The sequence below is a fragment of the Nibribacter ruber genome, from assembly GCF_009913235.1.
Classification (GTDB): domain Bacteria; phylum Bacteroidota; class Bacteroidia; order Cytophagales; family Hymenobacteraceae; genus Nibribacter; species Nibribacter ruber.
This window is the reverse complement of the sequence record NZ_CP047897.1, coordinates 3,250,030-3,266,536: the sequence shown is the minus strand read 5'-3', so window position 1 is coordinate 3,266,536 and position 16,507 is coordinate 3,250,030. Positions and strand designations below refer to the sequence as shown.

16 protein-coding genes are annotated in these 16,507 nt (G+C 50.5%); 13 read left to right on the top strand and 3 right to left on the bottom strand.

Going from position 1 to position 16,507, the window contains the following annotated elements; all coding sequences use genetic code 11:
- Nucleotides 1-61: 61 nt before the first annotated feature.
- Nucleotides 62-373 carry a hypothetical protein gene (locus tag GU926_RS13775; protein ID WP_160692850.1) on the bottom strand — a complete coding sequence of 104 codons (312 nt, stop codon included), beginning with the start codon at nt 371-373 and terminating at the stop codon, nt 62-64.
- A 184-nt stretch (nt 374-557) separates the two neighbouring features.
- On the opposite strand from GU926_RS13775, the gene GU926_RS13770 reads away from it, so the two are divergent.
- The 3 genes from GU926_RS13770 (at nt 558) to GU926_RS13760 (ending at nt 2,981) form a co-directional block, all read left to right on the top strand.
- The gene (locus tag GU926_RS13770; RefSeq protein ID WP_160692848.1) at nt 558-2,111 is read left to right on the top strand and encodes a M28 family metallopeptidase; all 1,554 of its coding nucleotides are present in this window, start codon (nt 558-560) and stop codon (nt 2,109-2,111) included.
- 208 nt (nt 2,112-2,319) lie between these two features.
- Entirely contained in the window at nt 2,320-2,496 is a 177-nt protein-coding gene (locus tag GU926_RS13765; RefSeq protein WP_160692846.1) for a hypothetical protein, read from the top strand.
- A gap of 86 nt (nt 2,497-2,582) precedes the next feature.
- Complete coding sequence (locus GU926_RS13760; protein ID WP_160692844.1) at nt 2,583-2,981, top strand: hypothetical protein; 399 nt, start codon at nt 2,583-2,585, stop codon at nt 2,979-2,981.
- A gap of 528 nt (nt 2,982-3,509) precedes the next feature.
- Here the strand turns inward: GU926_RS13760 and GU926_RS13755 are convergent.
- Both GU926_RS13755 and rpoN read right to left on the bottom strand, forming a co-directional pair.
- Nucleotides 3,510-4,130 carry a phosphatase PAP2 family protein gene (locus GU926_RS13755; RefSeq protein ID WP_160692842.1) on the bottom strand — a complete coding sequence of 207 codons (621 nt, stop codon included), beginning with the start codon at nt 4,128-4,130 and terminating at the stop codon, nt 3,510-3,512.
- A 147-nt stretch (nt 4,131-4,277) separates the two neighbouring features.
- On the bottom strand, nt 4,278-5,762 hold the full coding sequence (gene rpoN / locus GU926_RS13750) for an RNA polymerase factor sigma-54 (protein ID WP_160692840.1): 1,485 nt from the start codon (nt 5,760-5,762) through the stop codon (nt 4,278-4,280).
- Nucleotides 5,763-6,002: 240 nt separating this feature from the next.
- Here rpoN and asnS point away from each other — a divergent pair, with 240 nt between their 5' ends.
- The 10 genes from asnS (at nt 6,003) to GU926_RS13700 (ending at nt 16,484) form a co-directional block, all read left to right on the top strand.
- Nucleotides 6,003-7,391 (top strand): asparagine--tRNA ligase, encoded by a 1,389-nt coding sequence (asnS, locus tag GU926_RS13745; RefSeq protein WP_160692838.1) that lies wholly within the window; start codon nt 6,003-6,005, stop codon nt 7,389-7,391.
- A gap of 99 nt (nt 7,392-7,490) precedes the next feature.
- Nucleotides 7,491-7,934 carry a hypothetical protein gene (locus GU926_RS13740; protein ID WP_160692836.1) on the top strand — a complete coding sequence of 148 codons (444 nt, stop codon included), beginning with the start codon at nt 7,491-7,493 and terminating at the stop codon, nt 7,932-7,934.
- Nucleotides 7,935-8,107: 173 nt separating this feature from the next.
- Nucleotides 8,108-8,551 (top strand): hypothetical protein, encoded by a 444-nt coding sequence (locus tag GU926_RS18395; protein WP_198001419.1) that lies wholly within the window; start codon nt 8,108-8,110, stop codon nt 8,549-8,551.
- A 263-nt stretch (nt 8,552-8,814) separates the two neighbouring features.
- A complete protein-coding gene (locus tag GU926_RS13730; RefSeq protein WP_160692834.1) occupies nt 8,815-9,228 on the top strand; it encodes a lipocalin family protein in 414 nt (137 codons plus the stop codon).
- Nucleotides 9,229-9,522: 294 nt separating this feature from the next.
- Nucleotides 9,523-11,676 (top strand): TonB-dependent receptor, encoded by a 2,154-nt coding sequence (locus tag GU926_RS13725; protein WP_160692832.1) that lies wholly within the window; start codon nt 9,523-9,525, stop codon nt 11,674-11,676.
- A 142-nt stretch (nt 11,677-11,818) separates the two neighbouring features.
- Nucleotides 11,819-12,451 (top strand): hypothetical protein, encoded by a 633-nt coding sequence (locus tag GU926_RS13720; RefSeq protein WP_160692830.1) that lies wholly within the window; start codon nt 11,819-11,821, stop codon nt 12,449-12,451.
- Nucleotides 12,452-12,517: 66 nt separating this feature from the next.
- On the top strand, nt 12,518-13,561 hold the full coding sequence (locus GU926_RS13715) for a sensor histidine kinase (protein WP_160692828.1): 1,044 nt from the start codon (nt 12,518-12,520) through the stop codon (nt 13,559-13,561).
- A 72-nt stretch (nt 13,562-13,633) separates the two neighbouring features.
- The gene (locus tag GU926_RS13710) at nt 13,634-14,422 is read left to right on the top strand and encodes a LytR/AlgR family response regulator transcription factor (protein WP_160692826.1); all 789 of its coding nucleotides are present in this window, start codon (nt 13,634-13,636) and stop codon (nt 14,420-14,422) included.
- A gap of 149 nt (nt 14,423-14,571) precedes the next feature.
- The gene (locus GU926_RS13705) at nt 14,572-15,471 is read left to right on the top strand and encodes a LysR family transcriptional regulator (RefSeq protein ID WP_160692824.1); all 900 of its coding nucleotides are present in this window, start codon (nt 14,572-14,574) and stop codon (nt 15,469-15,471) included.
- A gap of 71 nt (nt 15,472-15,542) precedes the next feature.
- Entirely contained in the window at nt 15,543-16,484 is a 942-nt protein-coding gene (locus GU926_RS13700; RefSeq protein WP_160692822.1) for a YeiH family protein, read from the top strand.
- Nucleotides 16,485-16,507: the final 23 nt, after the last annotated feature.

The following is a 16,507-nucleotide window of genomic DNA, read 5'->3' as shown; positions in this document are numbered from 1 at the left end:
TGGGGTCAAAAACGGTTTTACCAAAAGTACAGATTTGCAGTGGCAGTGCCAAGAGGTAAGGTTACCAAGAGAACCACTGCGTATTAAAGGCAATACGTGTCACATATTTCTTTTCTTCTAAGTGGTTTTCTATGTTTTCCCAGCCCTTATTCCTTGCACTTTCACCTTTGGTTCTGACAGGTTTGACTATGAGATTCACGCCTAAGAAAACACGACTCCGCACATTTGCCATCCTATATTTTTGCATTTGTGCAGTTGGGATGATAACGCCTTGGCTAGCCACGATGGTAGCAGCGGGTGAGATGGTAAATAATTCCGCAGTAATGGAAGCAAGTTCTGGATGCGTGACAGCAGCGGTTGGTTTTATTGCCATAGGTTACCTTTTCACCATCATCACATTTATCATTTGCCTGGCTTCCATGGTTTCTAAGGCCAATGAAAGAGGTTTCTATTCCTTCCTGCATAAGTGACCGTCCCGTAAACAGAGGTTGCCATTTGCACTTTTTTTCTGTTTCTTTCCTACTCCAATTTCTTTAATCCCACACTCCAACCTAACCATGAACAAAACCTATACCCTTTTGCTGGGGGCCGCTTTCTTGGCGTTTCCGGCATTGGCCCAACAAAAAGCCGAGCCCCTGGACGCGGCCATCGTTGAAAAAATCAAGCAGGAAGGTCTGCAAAAGTCACAAGTGATGGACATTGCGTTCTACCTCACAGACGTGAACGGACCACGCCTATCGGGCTCTACCGGTCTGGCCAAAGCCAACCAATGGACCAAAGAAAAACTGGCCTCCTGGGGCCTGAAGAACGCGACCATTGAACCGTGGGGAACGTTTGGCAAAGGCTGGGAAGTAGAGAAGTCGTATCTGGCCCTGACCAAACCGTACTACCAGCCCATGATCGGCTCGCCTAAGGCTTGGACGCCTAGCACCAACGGCCCGGTAAAAGGACAAGTGGTGTTGGTGAAAGCCACCAAAGAAGAAGACCTGGCCCAATATGCCGGCAAGCTCAAAGGCAAAATTGTGATGGCCGAAGTCACCAATCCTATCAAAACCACTTTTGCCGCAGACGGAAGCCGCTACACAGACGAGGCCTTGCACAAGATGGCCGAACCCGTTGCTCCTACTGAAGGACGCGCCCCTATGAGCGATGAGCGTATGGCCCAGATGCGCGCGCGCCGCGCCTTTGTGACCAAGATGAATGAGATGATTCAATCAGAAGGTGCCGCTGCTATTTTGAGCTCACGCGGTGGTTCACACGGCACGTTCTTCACAACTAATGGTGCACCATACGCTATGGACGCCAAGCCTGCTTTGCCAGAGTTTGAGATTGCCCAGGAAGATCTGGCCCGCATGAGCCGTCTGTTGAGCGCAGGCATTCCGGTGGAGATTGAACTGGAAAGCAAAACCCGTTTCTTAACCGAAGACCCACAAGGCTACAACGTCATTGCTGAGATCCCAGGCACGGACAAAAAGCTAAAAAATGAAGTGGTAATGCTGGGTGGCCACATTGACTCCTGGCACGCCGCCACCGGCGCTACAGACAACGCCGCAGGTGTAGCTGTGATGATGGAAGCCGTACGCATTATCAAAGCCTTGAACCTTCAGCCCAAGCGCACCATCCGCATCGCGCTTTGGGGTGGCGAAGAGCAAGGCCTGCACGGTTCGCGAGGGTATGCCCAGAAACACATTGGAGATGCCAAAACCAAGCAGGTATTGCCAGAGCAAGAGAAAATCTCGGCGTACTACAACTTAGACAACGGTACCGGTAAAATCAGAGGTATTTATACCCAAGGCAATGAGGCTGTGGCTCCATTGTTCTCTGAGTGGCTGAAGCCGTTCAACGCCATGGGCGCTACTACCGTGACCAACCGCAACACCGGCGGCACCGACCACCTGTCTTTTGACGCGCTGGGCGTACCGGGTTTCCAGTTCATCCAAGATGAGATTGAGTACAACACCCGTACCCACCACACCAACATGGACACTTATGACAGATTGCAGCCTGAGGATCTGAAGCAAGCCTCGGTGATTGTCGCCAACTTTGTGTACCAGACCGCCAACCGCACCGAGAAACTGCCGCGCAAACCCATGCCGAAGCCGCAGTCATAAGGTTTACGTTTTACATTAAATCCCAAAGGCCCGATGTTCTTTCCAGAGCATCGGGCCTTTGTTTTGTAAACGAGGCTTCGTTTTTGGCTTCTTTTCTGGGAAACTAGCCAAAAACGGAATTTACTTTGGCCTGCTCATTGTTTCCTGAAAACCCTGTTCACTGTTCAGCGCAATTGTGTATCTTTACTAATTACCCTATTCCGCTTTTATGAATGCTCGTAACGCAAACATGCTTTTGAACGGCATGCTGGTAGTTTCCTTTTTGATTCTTATGCGCAACCTGGAGCATCCCAACATTGTGGTGCCTTTGATGTCTTTTATTGGGTTCATCGTCTTTGTAGTGCTCAAGTTTATGATGGCCTTCAGAAACCGTAAACAGAAATAATAATACCGTACCCTATGGAGCCTTTCTTTTTGAACTTGTCTCCCCCACATGAGGACAGGTCAACGCTGTCTTGGCTTTATTCTGCCATGGCTGCCATCTTTCTGGTGGTGGGCTGCATTGGTATGTTCACCGCGTACACCTCTAGCCAGCAGGCCCCGCTTTTTGACTACGTGCTGCCAGCCATCCAGATGGCACTGGGAGTTTCTTACCTGACCGTGCTCCTCCGGAAAAGACGCCCCTCGGGCCAGAGCTACGTGCAGGTAGATGATCAGCAGATAGAACTCAAACTGGAACCCAACGAAGCGCCCTACACCCTCCCCTGGGACAGCATTCACCTGTTGCGCGTACAACCAGACAAACTCATCTACCGCCTTTCCACCGGCCAAACCGGCGAAATCCTGTTAGAAGACGTGCCCGAAGAACACCTGGAAACCGTGCGCGAAGTCATCCGGCAGGCTGGCAAACAAAAAGGAGTAAGCCTTTAAAATTAGTCGCGAGTTCAGAGTCTTGAGTCGCGAGTTAAGCATATTAAAAACGGGGAGACCGTGAAGACAATTCTTCAGGGCCTCCCCGTTTTTGGCCTGTTTTCTGGGAATCAGGCTGAAAACGAAAATATGATGGTGGATTGTAAATCGCTGATTGCTAACTAAATTCTTGGATTGGTATTTAAAAGGCCTTCCTACTTTGGCTCTTCCTCTACATTACTTTCCCTTACGTCCTGAAAGGACCTTGCGAGCGAACTTGATTAGCCGTTAAATAAACGCAGACTCCCCCCTTGAGGGGGGCGAAGGGGGGTGTTTGCATCAGCAGGTTAAATCAGCAGCAGAAGGCAACGCGCGGGAGACAAGGCAGTGCCTGGTCTCTACAAAAGGGAATTTGTATTTAATTATAATCGCGCTTAGTCACCAGCCAATCAAGTTCGCATGCAAGGTCCTTTCAGGATGACAAATGAATTTGGCTAGTGCGGCTGTACTAGTAGGCCTTGCGTCTTATATCTTGTGTCTTACGTCTCTTTAAAACGGCAATCCCCAGAGAATGACGCCTAGCAGAAAGCCTAGGATAAAGCCCGTGTAGACTTGTTTGGCGTTGTGGGCGCCCAAGGCCAGACGTGCGGAGAGGACGGCCCCGGCAATGACAATACTGGCTACCGCAGGATAAAACAAATAAGGTTCGGGGAGCCAGTCATAGAGCAGCACCAAAATACCCAAGGCCCCTCCTACCCCTATGGCGTGCGCGCTGATTTTCCAGAACTGATTGATGACCAGCGTCATATACACCGAAGCGGTGATAATGGCCATCACGTAAAAGAAAAGGTCGTCAAAGTAGCTCTGGCGGTAAAACAGCACGGTGGTGACGGTGTAACAGGCGGCGGCAAACAGCAACGGCCAGCGCCGGTCTGCCCGGCTTTCCAGGGTCAGCGATGAAATCTGCCCAGACCTACGCATGGCATACGCTCCCAACCCCGGAATCACGAAGGTGGTGATAAATACCATAATCCAGACCAGGCGCCGCCCTTCCATAGGGAACGTCAGGGCTCCTACGGGTAAGTAAAACAGAATGAGGGCGAACAAGTACGAAGGCAGCAGCAGCGGATGAAACACCACTGACAAAACCATCGCTAGGCGGGAATTCACTTCGTTAATTAGAAATTAAAAATTAGAAATTAGGAATGGGCACTCGACAAAGGACTTTTCAACTTTAGCTTAGCTGTAAATTTGGTTAAAAATAATTTCTAATTTTTAATTTCTAATTGGCCTTCGCAAGGAGTTGTAAGGCGCGCCTTACAACTCCTTGCGAAGGCGGGCTACTGGTATGTTGAGTTGCTCACGGTATTTGGCCACGGTGCGGCGGGCAATGTTGTAGCCTTTCTCATTGAGCATCTTTTCAATCTTGTCATCAGAGAGCGGCTTGCGCTTGTTCTCTTTCTCAATAATGTCCTTGAGAATGGCTTTCACCTCACGGCTACTGGCTTCCTCGCCGGCATCGGTGGCAATGCCTTCAGAGAAGAAGAACTTCAATGGAATAATCCCGAACTCCGTTTGCACGCTCTTACTGTTGGCTACCCGGCTGACGGTAGAAATGTCCATGCCAATGTCCTCAGCGATGTCTTTCAGAATCATGGGACGCAGTTTGCTTTCATCGCCGTCCAGGAAATACTCATACTGGCGCTTCATGATGGATTCCATGGTGCGCAAAAGGGTATTCTGGCGCTGTTTAATGGCGTCAATAAACCACTTAGCAGAGTCCAGCTTCTGCTTCACAAACGTGACCGTCTCCTTCAGCTTTTTGTCTGTCTTGGAGCTTTTGTCATAGGCGTCAAACATGTCTGCATAAGAGCGGGAGATACGCAAATCTGGGGCATTGCGGGCGTTCAGAGACAACTGCAACTGGCCTTCTTCATTGGTGATGATGAAGTCTGGAATCACGTACTGCACGCGCGTGGCACCACCGCTTCCGCCGGGCTTGGGATTGAGTTTTAGAATTAAGTCTATCGCCGACTTCAACTCATAGTCCTCCAGCTCCAGCTTTTGCTGAATACGCGGGTAGTGCTTCTTGGTGAACTCGTCAAAGGTGTCATGGATGATTTGCTCCGCCACCTCGGTGATTTCGTCTGGGTCACGGCGCTCTAGTTGCAAGAGTAAGCATTCCTGCAAATCGCGGGCGGCAATGCCGGGCGGGTCAAAGGCCTGGATGCGGCGTAGGACGTCTTCAATTTCTTCGGGACTAGCTTCTATGTTCTGCGAGAAAGCCAGGTCATTGGAGATGGCCTGCAAGTCGCGGCGTATGTAGCCTTCCTCGTCAATGCTTCCAATCAATTGCACGCCAATGGCATGTTGCTTCTCATTGAGGTTGAGAAAACCCAGCTGGTCCATGAGGGAATCTGTCAAAGAGCCGGTGAACGCAATGGGCATTTCACGGTCTTCCTCTTCGCCGGGTCCATCGCCTTGCATTTTATAGCCGGCAATGTCATCGTCAGACATATATTCTTCCAGGTTGAGGTCGCCGTCGTCATCGTCACGGCGCATCTCCTCCTCGGCGTAATCTTCTTCGGTATTGTCGAAATCCTCGTCCGCGTCTGATGAGGTGTCCTCCTCGGCGGGGGCATCATCGGCTACGTCACCTTCTTCCAGCGCAGGGTTGATTTCCAGTTCTTCTTTGATGCGGGCCTCCAACTCGGCGGTAGGCACCTGCAACAGTTTTATGAACTGTATCTGCTGGGGTGATAATTTCTGGGATAAAAGCTGTTTTAAGTCAAGTCTCTGCATAGGCGAACGGCACCGGCCCCACAAGCGCGGACTAGGCCAAAGTTATGGTTTTTTACTACGGCTTTGCAAAAAAGGTTAATTTTGAATTTCGTGCCAAGGGCACCAGGTATCACGTAGCAAGTATCAGGTAGCAAGACTTCTTTTTATAAGTTCTTCATACTTTGTACGGTTACCTGTTACCTTTGTCCTGATACTTGATACGTGCTACCTGATACGCACTAAAGTGATACGCTCAAGAATATGAAAAGAACAAAAGTAAAAGCATTGCTCCAATCTGCGGAGAGAGGCCACGAAGTTTTATTGAAAGGTTGGGTGCGCACTAAGCGCGGAAACAAGTATGTGACGTTTATTGCCGTCAATGACGGTTCTACCATTCATAATATACAGGTGGTGGCAGACATGAATCTGTTTACAGATGAATCTCTGCGCGATGTGACCACCGGCGCCAGCGTTTCTGTTTTAGGTACTTTGGTAGAAAGCCAGGGCAAAGGCCAGTCTGTAGAGATTCAGGCTCGCACCATTGAGGTGATTGGCTTGGCAGACCCAGAGACCTATCCGTTGCAGAAGAAAGGCCACTCCTTGGAGTTCCTCCGGGAGATTGCTCATTTGCGCCCGCGCACCAACACCTTTGGCGCAGTATTGCGCATTCGGCACGCCATGGCCTTTGCCATTCACCGTTACTTTAACCACAACGGTTTCTTCTATGTGCACACCCCGGTCATCACGGCTTCAGACGCCGAGGGCGCCGGTGAGATGTTCAGAGTAACCACCCTAGACCCAATCAACCCACCACGCACCGAGGACGGACAAGTAGATTTCTCTCAAGACTTTTTTGGTAAGTCAACCAACCTGACCGTTTCTGGCCAGTTGGAGGGCGAGGTTTGTGCTATGGCGCTTTCTGAGATTTACACGTTTGGCCCAACGTTTAGAGCCGAGAACTCCAATACCAGCCGTCACTTAGCTGAGTTCTGGATGGTGGAGCCAGAGATGGCTTTCTATGACCTGGAAGATAACATGGACCTGGCCGAGGACTTCTTGCGCTACCTGGTGCGCTATGCCCTAGACCATTGCCTGGACGACCTGCAGTTCCTGAACGACATGTATGACAAGGAACTCTTGGCCCGCCTAAACTTTGTGGTGGAGCATGACTTTCAGCGCCTGACCTATTCTGAAGCCGTAGCCATTCTGCGCGATGCCAAGCAGAAGTTTGAGTACAAGGTTGACTGGGGCACCGACTTGCAGAGCGAGCATGAGCGTTATCTGGTAGAGAAGCACTTCAAGAAACCGGTGATTTTGACCAACTACCCTAAAGAGGTGAAGTCTTTCTACATGAAGCTCAACGATGACAACAAGACCGTGCGCGCCATGGACGTGTTGTTCCCGGGCATTGGCGAAATCATTGGCGGTTCTCAGCGCGAGGAAAACTATGACAAACTGGTAGCCCGCATGCAGGAGCTCAACATCCCAGAGAAAGAAATGTGGTGGTACCTGGACACTCGCCGTTTTGGTTCTGTGCCGCACAGCGGTTTTGGCCTTGGTTTCGAGCGTCTGTTACTGTTTGTGACCGGCATGGGCAACATCAGAGACGTGATTCCTTTCCCACGCTTCCCTAAGAGCGCTGAGTTTTAAATTGAAATTGATAGATTGAGAGATTGAATGAGTGAGAGAATGGAAGCAGAAGTGCTAACGTTCTCTCACTTCTTTTTTGCAGCAAAATCAACCAGCCTAATGACCAGATTCGCCTACAGTGAGCGTACCATCCAGCAACTCAAGAAAAAGCAGATTACCTTTTTCGCCTTGCTGGGGGCGTTTATTTGCCTTACCCTTGTCTATATTCTGTTTATAGGCAAAACCTTGGGGCTGAGCACTACTACTGCCATCCTCTTTCTTTTAGGCAGCATGCTCCTTACGGGGCTTGTGGGTTATTACATGGTCCGGCTGTTAGAAGCCATTCTGCGCAAGCAGTATTTTGTGGTGACAGACGCTGAAGTGCAAAAAGTAGTGAACGGCCAAGCCACGGCCAGCCTGGAGACCCACCACCTGACGGACATCAAAACGACAAAGAAGGGGGTTCAGCTTATTTCTACAGCCCCACCCAAGACCCTCTTCATCCCGAACACACTGGACCATTACCAAGACCTGCTGGCCGAGATAGAGAAACGGGTCCAGTAGAGGCTAGTGGTTCGTTTTTGGCTTCTTTTCCTGAAAACAAGCCAAAAACGGATTTTCTAATTGAGGGCTAAAGGCTTACAGGCGGTACACCTCAATTTTATAAAAGCACACTTGGTGAAACTTTCTTTAGAAGTTTCTACTTTTAGCAGAATAACACAAAACCCTTAATTACTATGTTGAAGAAGTACGCAACCTCTCTGCTGTTGGTGTTGGCCCTTGTTGTGGGCAGTGCGCAGGCTCAGTCTTCAAAAGACAAGGAGAAAGAAAAGAAAGAACTGGCCAAGCAAAAGGCTGCTGAGAAAAAAGCCGAAGGCCTAGCCAAAGCCCAGGCCGCCAAAGAAAAAGAGAAAGCCAAGACTGCCGCTCTCAAAGAAAAAGAAGCCGCCAAAAAACTAGCCTCCAAAGAAAAGGCCGCCGCCGCCAAAGCAAAAGTTGCTGAGAAGAAAGCCGCTGACAAGCAAAAAGCGCTAGCCGCCAAAGAGAAAGAAAAAGCCAAAACCGCTGAAGCCAAGCAAAAGGCCGAGGCCAAAAAGCTAGCCGCCAAGGAGAAAGCCGCTGCCGCTAAACAAAAAGAAGCCGATAAGAAAGCCGCCGCCAGAGAAAAGAAAAAGGCCTAACAGTTTTCAAGTCCATATATTTTAGAAGAGCCCGCCCTTAAAGCGGGCTCTTTCGTTTTTAGCCTGTTTTGATGAAAATAGCCTAAAAACAATAAACTTCCGGACTTTGCTCAGCTCTAGACCCACATCCAACATCCTCCAACAGTTATAAATAACATGACAATAATACCAAATAATAAGTATAGCAAAATTAATATTGATGACGTTATTTTGGGTTGCCTTGTCTGGCTGCGTGTCTTTGTTTCACTTAATCCTTAGTACACATGAAAAAAATCTTGTTCTTCTTATTGACTCTTTTTGTCTTCACTGCCTGCGATTCTAAAGATGATGATCCAGCGGCAGCCAACATTGTAGGTATTTGGAATATTGATAAGTACCAGGAGATTGAGCCAGACGGAACCGTTAATGACACAGACTTAGATGTAGGTTATATTGAGTTTGAAAGCAACGGGGACTTCACTTTCAATTTTGAAGGTTTCCCTGATGAAGGAAAATATGTGTATGATGAGGCCAACAAAAAATTCAACCTGACTTACAATGACGATCCAGGCCGGGTGCGCACGTACAACGTAGTCACGTTCACGGCCAAAGACTTGGTCATAGAGAAAAAAGAAATGTCTACCTATCCTGGTGAAGAAGGTGTCTGGACCGACAGATACGAACTAAAAAAGCGATAAGCCTTTTCTCACTGCTTTAAAAGCGAAGTCTACCGGCTTCGCTTTTTTTAGGTCATATTCAGACCAAGCCCTACTTCAACGAATCCAATTTAAAGGATAATCTTTACATAGCTAGGCAACGTGAACCCCATTTTTAGCCTGTTTTGCCAAAAATAGACTAAAAACGACCTTTCTTGGGAAAGATCCATCCCCACTCTTTGACAGTTCATCCATCTCTCTCTACAGTTCATCCTCTTTTAATTTCATAGCCTTTGCTGGCGGTGCACCTTTGCTCAGAACCTAACCGCAACCGCTATGAAAACCGCTACGCTCCTTCTCTTCGTCCTACTGCTCCTGACTAGCCATCAGCTACTAGCCCAAACGCTGGTGAAAGGCCAGGTGAAAGACCCAGATGGTCAGCCTATCATTGGCGCCAATGTCATGCTGAAGGGTGCGTATGACGGAGCTTCTACAGATGCGGCCGGTTCCTTCTCCTTTAAAACCAAAAGCACTGGAACGCAGGCACTTGTCATTAGCTACCTGGGCTATATCACCTTAGAAAAGTCTGTCAACCTGGACCAGCCATTGGCTCACTTGGCTTTGGTCTTGAAGCCAGACTACCGTCAATTGCAGGCGGTACAGATTTCGGCGGGGGCGTTTGAGGCCAGTGATGAGAAGCGCGCGGCCCTGCTTAACTCCAGAGACATTGTCACCACCGCCGGAGCCGCTGCTGACATCATGGGCGCCATCAATGCCCTGCCCGGCACCCAGAAAGTGGGCGAAGAAGGAAAGCTCTTCGTGCGCGGCGGCGACAGTTATGAAACCAAAACCTTTATTGATGGCCTGCCGGTGGCCAACCCTTACAACGCCAGCGTGCCAGACGTACCAGCCCGCGGCCGCTTCTCGCCGTTTCTGTTTAGTGGCATGGCGTTTAGTTCTGGTGGGTATTCTGCGGAGTACGGCCAGGCGCTTTCCTCTGCCCTGCTGTTGCAAAGCCAGGACTTAGCCGAGGAGTCGCAAACCGGTATCTCTTTGATGAGCGTGGGCGCCAGCCTTTCCCGCACCAAGCGCTGGGAGAATACGTCACTGGCCGTGTCTGGGGAGTACACCAACCTGCAACCGTACATGAGTCTGGTGCCTCAGCGCCAGGACTGGATCAAGATGCCCGAGACCAAATCCGGGAGCGTGGTATTCAGACAAAAGACGTCGGCTACGGGTATGTTTAAACTGTACGGCACCTATGCCAGCAGTGACTTCAGCCTTATTCAGGATGACATCAATGCGCCAGAAACGCCTACCCAGATTAACCTATCCAACCAAAATCTGTTTCTCAACAGCACCTATGAAGAAGTCTTTCAGGAGAAATGGACCTTGCAAACCGGCACTACCTACACTTATACTAACCTAGACATAACAGCTGGCACCACAGACGTGAACACCGGCACGCATACCTGGAATGGAAAGGCCGTTGTGATTAGAGACTTGGGGCACGCAGTGACCTTGCGCACCGGCCTGGAGACACAATTGAGTAATTATGACCAGACCTATCAACAGGACCCAGAAACGGAAACACGTCACGGCTTGGTGAAGGAGCAGAACATAGCGGGCTTCGCGGAGGCAGATGTGTACTTAGGGAGTAAACTAGTGGCCAGACCGGGCTTGCGCTTTGAACAGTCTCAGTTTCTGAGCAAACATGCCTTGTCGCCTAGGCTGGCACTGGCGTACCAAGCTGGAAAAGACGGACAGGTTTCCTTCGCTTATGGTCACTTTTACCAGACCCCAGAGCAGGACTACCTCAAGTACCAACAGCCGCTCACCTTTGAGAAGGCCGTGCATTACATCTTAAACTATCAGCGCACTTTTGGCAAACGCACGCTTAGGGTAGAAGGCTACCACAAGCAGTACCAGAACCTCATCAGGTACAACGCCCCTGAGTTGCAGAACGCCACGCAGATTACTAACGGCGGCCATGGTTATGCAAGAGGCGTGGAGTTTTTCTTTAGAGACCAGGAAACCATCAAGAAAGGCGATTACTGGATTTCTTACTCGTTCCTGGACAGCAAGCGCCTGTACAAAGGCTATCCAGAGTTGGCGCGCCCGTCCTTCGCCTCTACCCACAACGTGAATCTGGTATACAAACAGATGATTGACCCCATCAAAACCTACGTGGGCACCACTTTCAGCTACACCAGCGGACGACCATTCCACAATCCCAACCAGGAAGGTTTCATGCAGGGACGCACCAGAAACTACCTGGATCTGAGCCTGAACGCCAGCTACCTCACCACGGTCAAAGGCCACAGCGTGATTCTGCACGGCAGCTGCAGCAACCTGTTAGGTTTCAACAATGTGTTCGGGTACCGCTACGCCTCCACGCCCGGGCAAGACGGTCAGTTTGCCGCCCAACCCATTCTGCCTAGCGCCAAACGCTTCGCGCTGGTGGCCCTGCTCATCTCCATTAATGATTGAATGAGTGATTGAGTGAATGAGAGAATAAATAGCCTGCCTCCATCCGTTTTTGGCTTCTTTTCCAGAAATCAGGCTAAAAACGCTTCAACAGAACTGACCAACAATTAACAATCAGCAATCCAACAATTTAAACTTTACTATCATGAAAAAACTACTCTTATTACCAGTATTCTTCATCACCTTTTTAGTACAGGCTCAGGGAAATTACCAAGTCGCGCTGGGCGAGGCGCTCACTGAGTTGAAAGCCTCCCAGACTCCCGAAGAAACCCAAGCCGTTGCCAACAAAATCAGCCGTATTGCCACCGCTGAACCTAAGGCTTGGCTACCGTCTTACTATGCCACTTATGCGCATATTGTGCTGAGCTTTCAGCTGAAGGAAGAGCCCCAGAAGGACGCCGTGCTGGACCAGGCACAAACGTATCTGGACAAGGCATTGGTCTTGGAGCCCAAAGAATCTGAATTGCACGTTCTGCAGGGGTATCTGCACCAAGCCAGATTATCTGTATCGCCTATGAGCCGGGGGATGAAGTATTCTGGCCTTACCGTGGCTGCTTTGGAGAAAGCCAAAGCCTTGAACCCTGAGAACCCAAGAGCCTATTTCTTGTTGGGTCAGCATTACCTGCACATGCCCAAAATGGTAGGTGGTGGCAAAGACGTGGCCAAGCCTATTTTAACTACTGCCGTGGAGAAATTCAGCGCGTATCAGCTTGCCAACAGCCTGTCACCAAGCTGGGGCATGAACAGCGCCAAGAGCCTGTTGGCCAAATGCGAGTAACCTTCCATCCTGCGCCTTTGCTTTCTGCAGGGCGCAGGAATCCTTAAAAATCTTTACCTTTCTGCCATGGCTAACTTCGCTATCCCAGACCTGCACGTAAAATCTGTCTTGAAATGGGTGGCTGTCTTTTCTGGCTTCGCCCTCCTGAACATGATGCTGCTGTGCGCCAACTGCTTCTCTGACGGCATCTGGGTAGTCAGAAACTTTACCTATGCCTTTCTGCTGTTTTCTAGCCTCTGGCTGGGCAATGGGTTTATAGGCAGCGCCCTTAACCGGGTAGTCACGTGGGTAGACAATCCAGGTAAGCGGTTTTTGATTACCATTGTCGCTACCACCCTCTTCTCGGCGGTGGCCATCCTGCTGGTCAACTGGGTGTACATTGTGTTGCTAAACGGCCTCTCAGCGGAGCTTTTGCTTTCTACTAGGTTCAGGTGGACCATGCTCACGCAGTTGCTGGTCACGTTCTTCATCACCCTGTCTGTGTACGCCGTCTCCTTTTTGCGAAGCTGGCGCGAAGCGGCCGTCAAGGCAGAACGTTTCCAGAAAGAAAATGCCCTCTCGCAATATGAGGCCCTCAAAAACCAAGTGAACCCGCATTTTCTGTTCAACAGCCTAAACGCGCTCACCAGCCTGGTCCATCCGTCGCCCGATTTGGCTGTCAAGTTCATCAAGCAGTTGTCTGAGGTATACCGCTACGTTCTGGACTCACAGCACAAAGAGGTAGTGGAGTTAGAAGAAGAACTGGCCTTTGCCCAGCGCTACGTGTTTTTACAGCAGATTCGGCACGCCGAAGGGCTGCAGGTGACGCTTCCAGACAACGTCCCGCCTGGCTTTTACGTGCCGCCGCTGGCCCTGCAGATGCTTCTGGAAAACGCTATCAAACACAACAAAATACTGGCAAAAGAGCCATTACACATTCAGGTGACGGTAGAAGGCGATACCCTGCGAATAGAAAACAATCTGCAACCCAAAACCCAGCATGAGCCACCTAGCGGCCTGGGTCTGCCCAACATCCAGGCCCGTTACCAGATGCTCACTAACAGACCGGTAGAAGTTCTGCCCACGCCTTCATACTTCATCGTTCAATTGCCCTTGCTCACGTTCCAATAACCGTTTTTCGCCTCTTTTCCAGAAAACAGCCCAAAAACGAACCACCAGCCATTAACCATCAGCCATTACTAAATGCTCCGTGCCCTTATCTTAGAAGATGAACCTCTGGCTGCCAATCGTCTGGCGCAACTCCTGCAGGCCCAAACCCAGGTGCCGCTTACCGTGGTGGCTACGCTGGCTTCGGTGCAGGAGGCGGTGCAGTATTTCAAGGAGCATCCTCTGCCAGACTTGGCCTTCTTTGACATTCAACTAGGCGATGGATTGAGCTTTGAGATCTTGGAACAGGTAGATGTGCAATGCCCCATCATCTTCACCACCGCCTATGATGCGTATGCCCTGCGCGCCTTCAAAGCCAACAGCATTGACTACCTCTTAAAACCCATTGACGACGAGGACCTGACCAAGGCCCTCCAGAAACTGCAACGGCTTACCACTTCTTCAAGCCCTACACCAGCGCCAGATGCCTCTCTACACTTGCTTCAGCAGGCCTTGCAACAACTGCAAAGCCCTTCGGCGCGGGCGTATAAGAATAGGTTTGTGTTGAAGGTAGGTGAGCATCTGCGGGCCATTCCGATAGAGGAGATTGACTTTTTTTACAGCTTCGAGAAAGCCACCTTTTTGCAGACCGCAGACAACCGTCGCTTTGCCCTAGACTACACCATGGACCAACTAGAGCAACTGGTCAACCCGCAACAGTTCTTCAGGGTGAACCGCGGCTACCTGGTGCAGTTGCAAGCCATCAAAGACATCATCCATTACACCAACAGCCGCCTCAAACTAGTGCTCAGGCAACACACCCAAGAAGAAGTCTTGGTGAGCCGCGAACGGGTTTCTACCTTTAGAGCCTGGCTGGACCAGTAGCATCCGTTTTTTGCTTACTTTCCAGAAAACAGGCAAAAACGATTGATTGTTGATTGTTGATTGCTGATTGTTAATTGTTAATTGTTAATTCATTCCACATCACCCCATTCTCTCAATCATTCAACCATTCAATCTCTCAATAAAAAAGCATGCTAGATTTCAGGTGGAAGGTTTTTAGAAGCGTGGCCAAGCACCTGAGCTTTACCAAGGCGGCCGGTGAGCTGTTCATCACGCAGCCAGCGGCCACCAAGCGCGTGCAGGAACTGGAAGCCGAAGTAGGTTTGCGTTTGTTCCTGCGCAAGGGCAACCGCATCCAGCTTACGACCGCCGGTGAGACTATGCTGGCTTTTGCTGAGCGCGCGCATGCCTTGCAGGAAGAAGTGGCCTTCGCCATGGGCAAGCTCAAAGACCAGGTAAGCGGCCATTTACGACTGGGTGCCAGTACCACCATTGCGCAGTACGTGATGGCACCGGTGCTGTCGGCGTTTCATCAGCGGTACCCGCACGTGAAGTTGTCTTTGCTCAATGGCAATACCGAGGCCATGGAACAGGCGCTCATCCACCAGGACATTGACCTGGGCATTGTAGAGGGCCACAGCCATAGAAGAGAACTCCAGTACACGCCTTTCCTGCCCGACGAGTTAGTGCCCGTGGTCCGTGCCGGACACGCTCTCACCCAAGCGGGGAGCATTACTTTGCCAGAACTGGCTTTGCAACCGTTGGTTTTGCGGGAGCGCGGCTCAGGTACGCTGGAAGTGATTGAAGAAGCCCTGCGTGCACATCAACTTCGTCTCCCTGATTTGAATGTGGTCTTAGATTTAGGAAGCTCAGAGACCATCAAGTCCTTTCTTCAGCATTCAGACTGTGTGGCGCTCTTGTCAAGGTATTCTATCCAGCAGGAGTTAGAAACCGGTAAATTGGTGACGCTTCTCCCTGATGGGTTCAGTTTGAAACGGTCGTTTTGGTTTGTGCAACCAGTGGGCCAGCCCCAGGGACTCTCCCAGCTTTTCCAGCAGTTCTGTTTGCGTCAGTATAACCTACCGGAATAGCGAATCACCATTTGTCATTTGTGCAGGGCATACAAGGAAGGTACTTTTGTGGTATCTTTTCTAAAACATCCATGTCCCTCGCGCTTTCTTCCCCTACTATTTCCAGAGCCATTTTCATTGTAGTGGGCGCGGCGTGTCTCACGCCTTGGGTATCTCCGCCGGTAGCGTTGGCCGCAGGAGCCATTTTGGCCAATACCGTGGGCAATCCGTTTAGGCCGCTCACGTCCAAACTCACCAAGAAACTGTTGCAGTATTCTATCATCGGGCTGGGCTTTGGGATAAACGCGCAACAGGCTTTGCAGGCGAGTCAGGAAGGACTGCTGTTAACGGTGGCGTCCATTATACTTACTTTGACAGCGGGCTACCTGCTGGGCAAATGGCTGGGCGTAGATTACAAGACGGCGTATCTGGTGAGTGCAGGGACGGCTATTTGCGGCGGGAGCGCCATTGCCGCCGTCTCACCGCTCATTCACGCCGAAGAAAAGCAGATGACTATGGCATTGGGGACGGTGTTCGTACTCAATTCGGTGGCTTTGCTAGTATTTCCTTGGATTGGCAACCTGTTGCAGATGACGCAGGCAGACTTTGGCTTGTGGGCGGCGCTGGCCATTCATGACACCAGCTCCGTAGTTGGCGCAGCGCAGACGTACGGTGAAGAAGCCTTGCGCATAGCCACCACGGTTAAACTGGCCCGCGCGCTGTGGATTATTCCGCTGGCGTTTTTCACGGCCTTCGCCTTTAAACAGTCTGGCGCCAAGGTGTCTATTCCTTACTTTATTGGCGGTTTTGTACTCACCATGCTCATTGGCAGCTACGGCCCCATCAAACTTGAACCGCTGTATGAAGGCATCACCTTTGCGGCAAAACGCGGCCTAACTTTGACGCTGTTTCTGGTAGGCGCCGGCCTAGCCAAGGAAACCTTGCGGCAAGTGGGCATCAGACCATTCTTGCTGGGTATTTTGTTATGGCTGGGTTTGGGCATTTCTAGCCTGCTGGTCATCCAGAGTTTGTAGTTGCTTAAAAGGGGCAGGCCTCT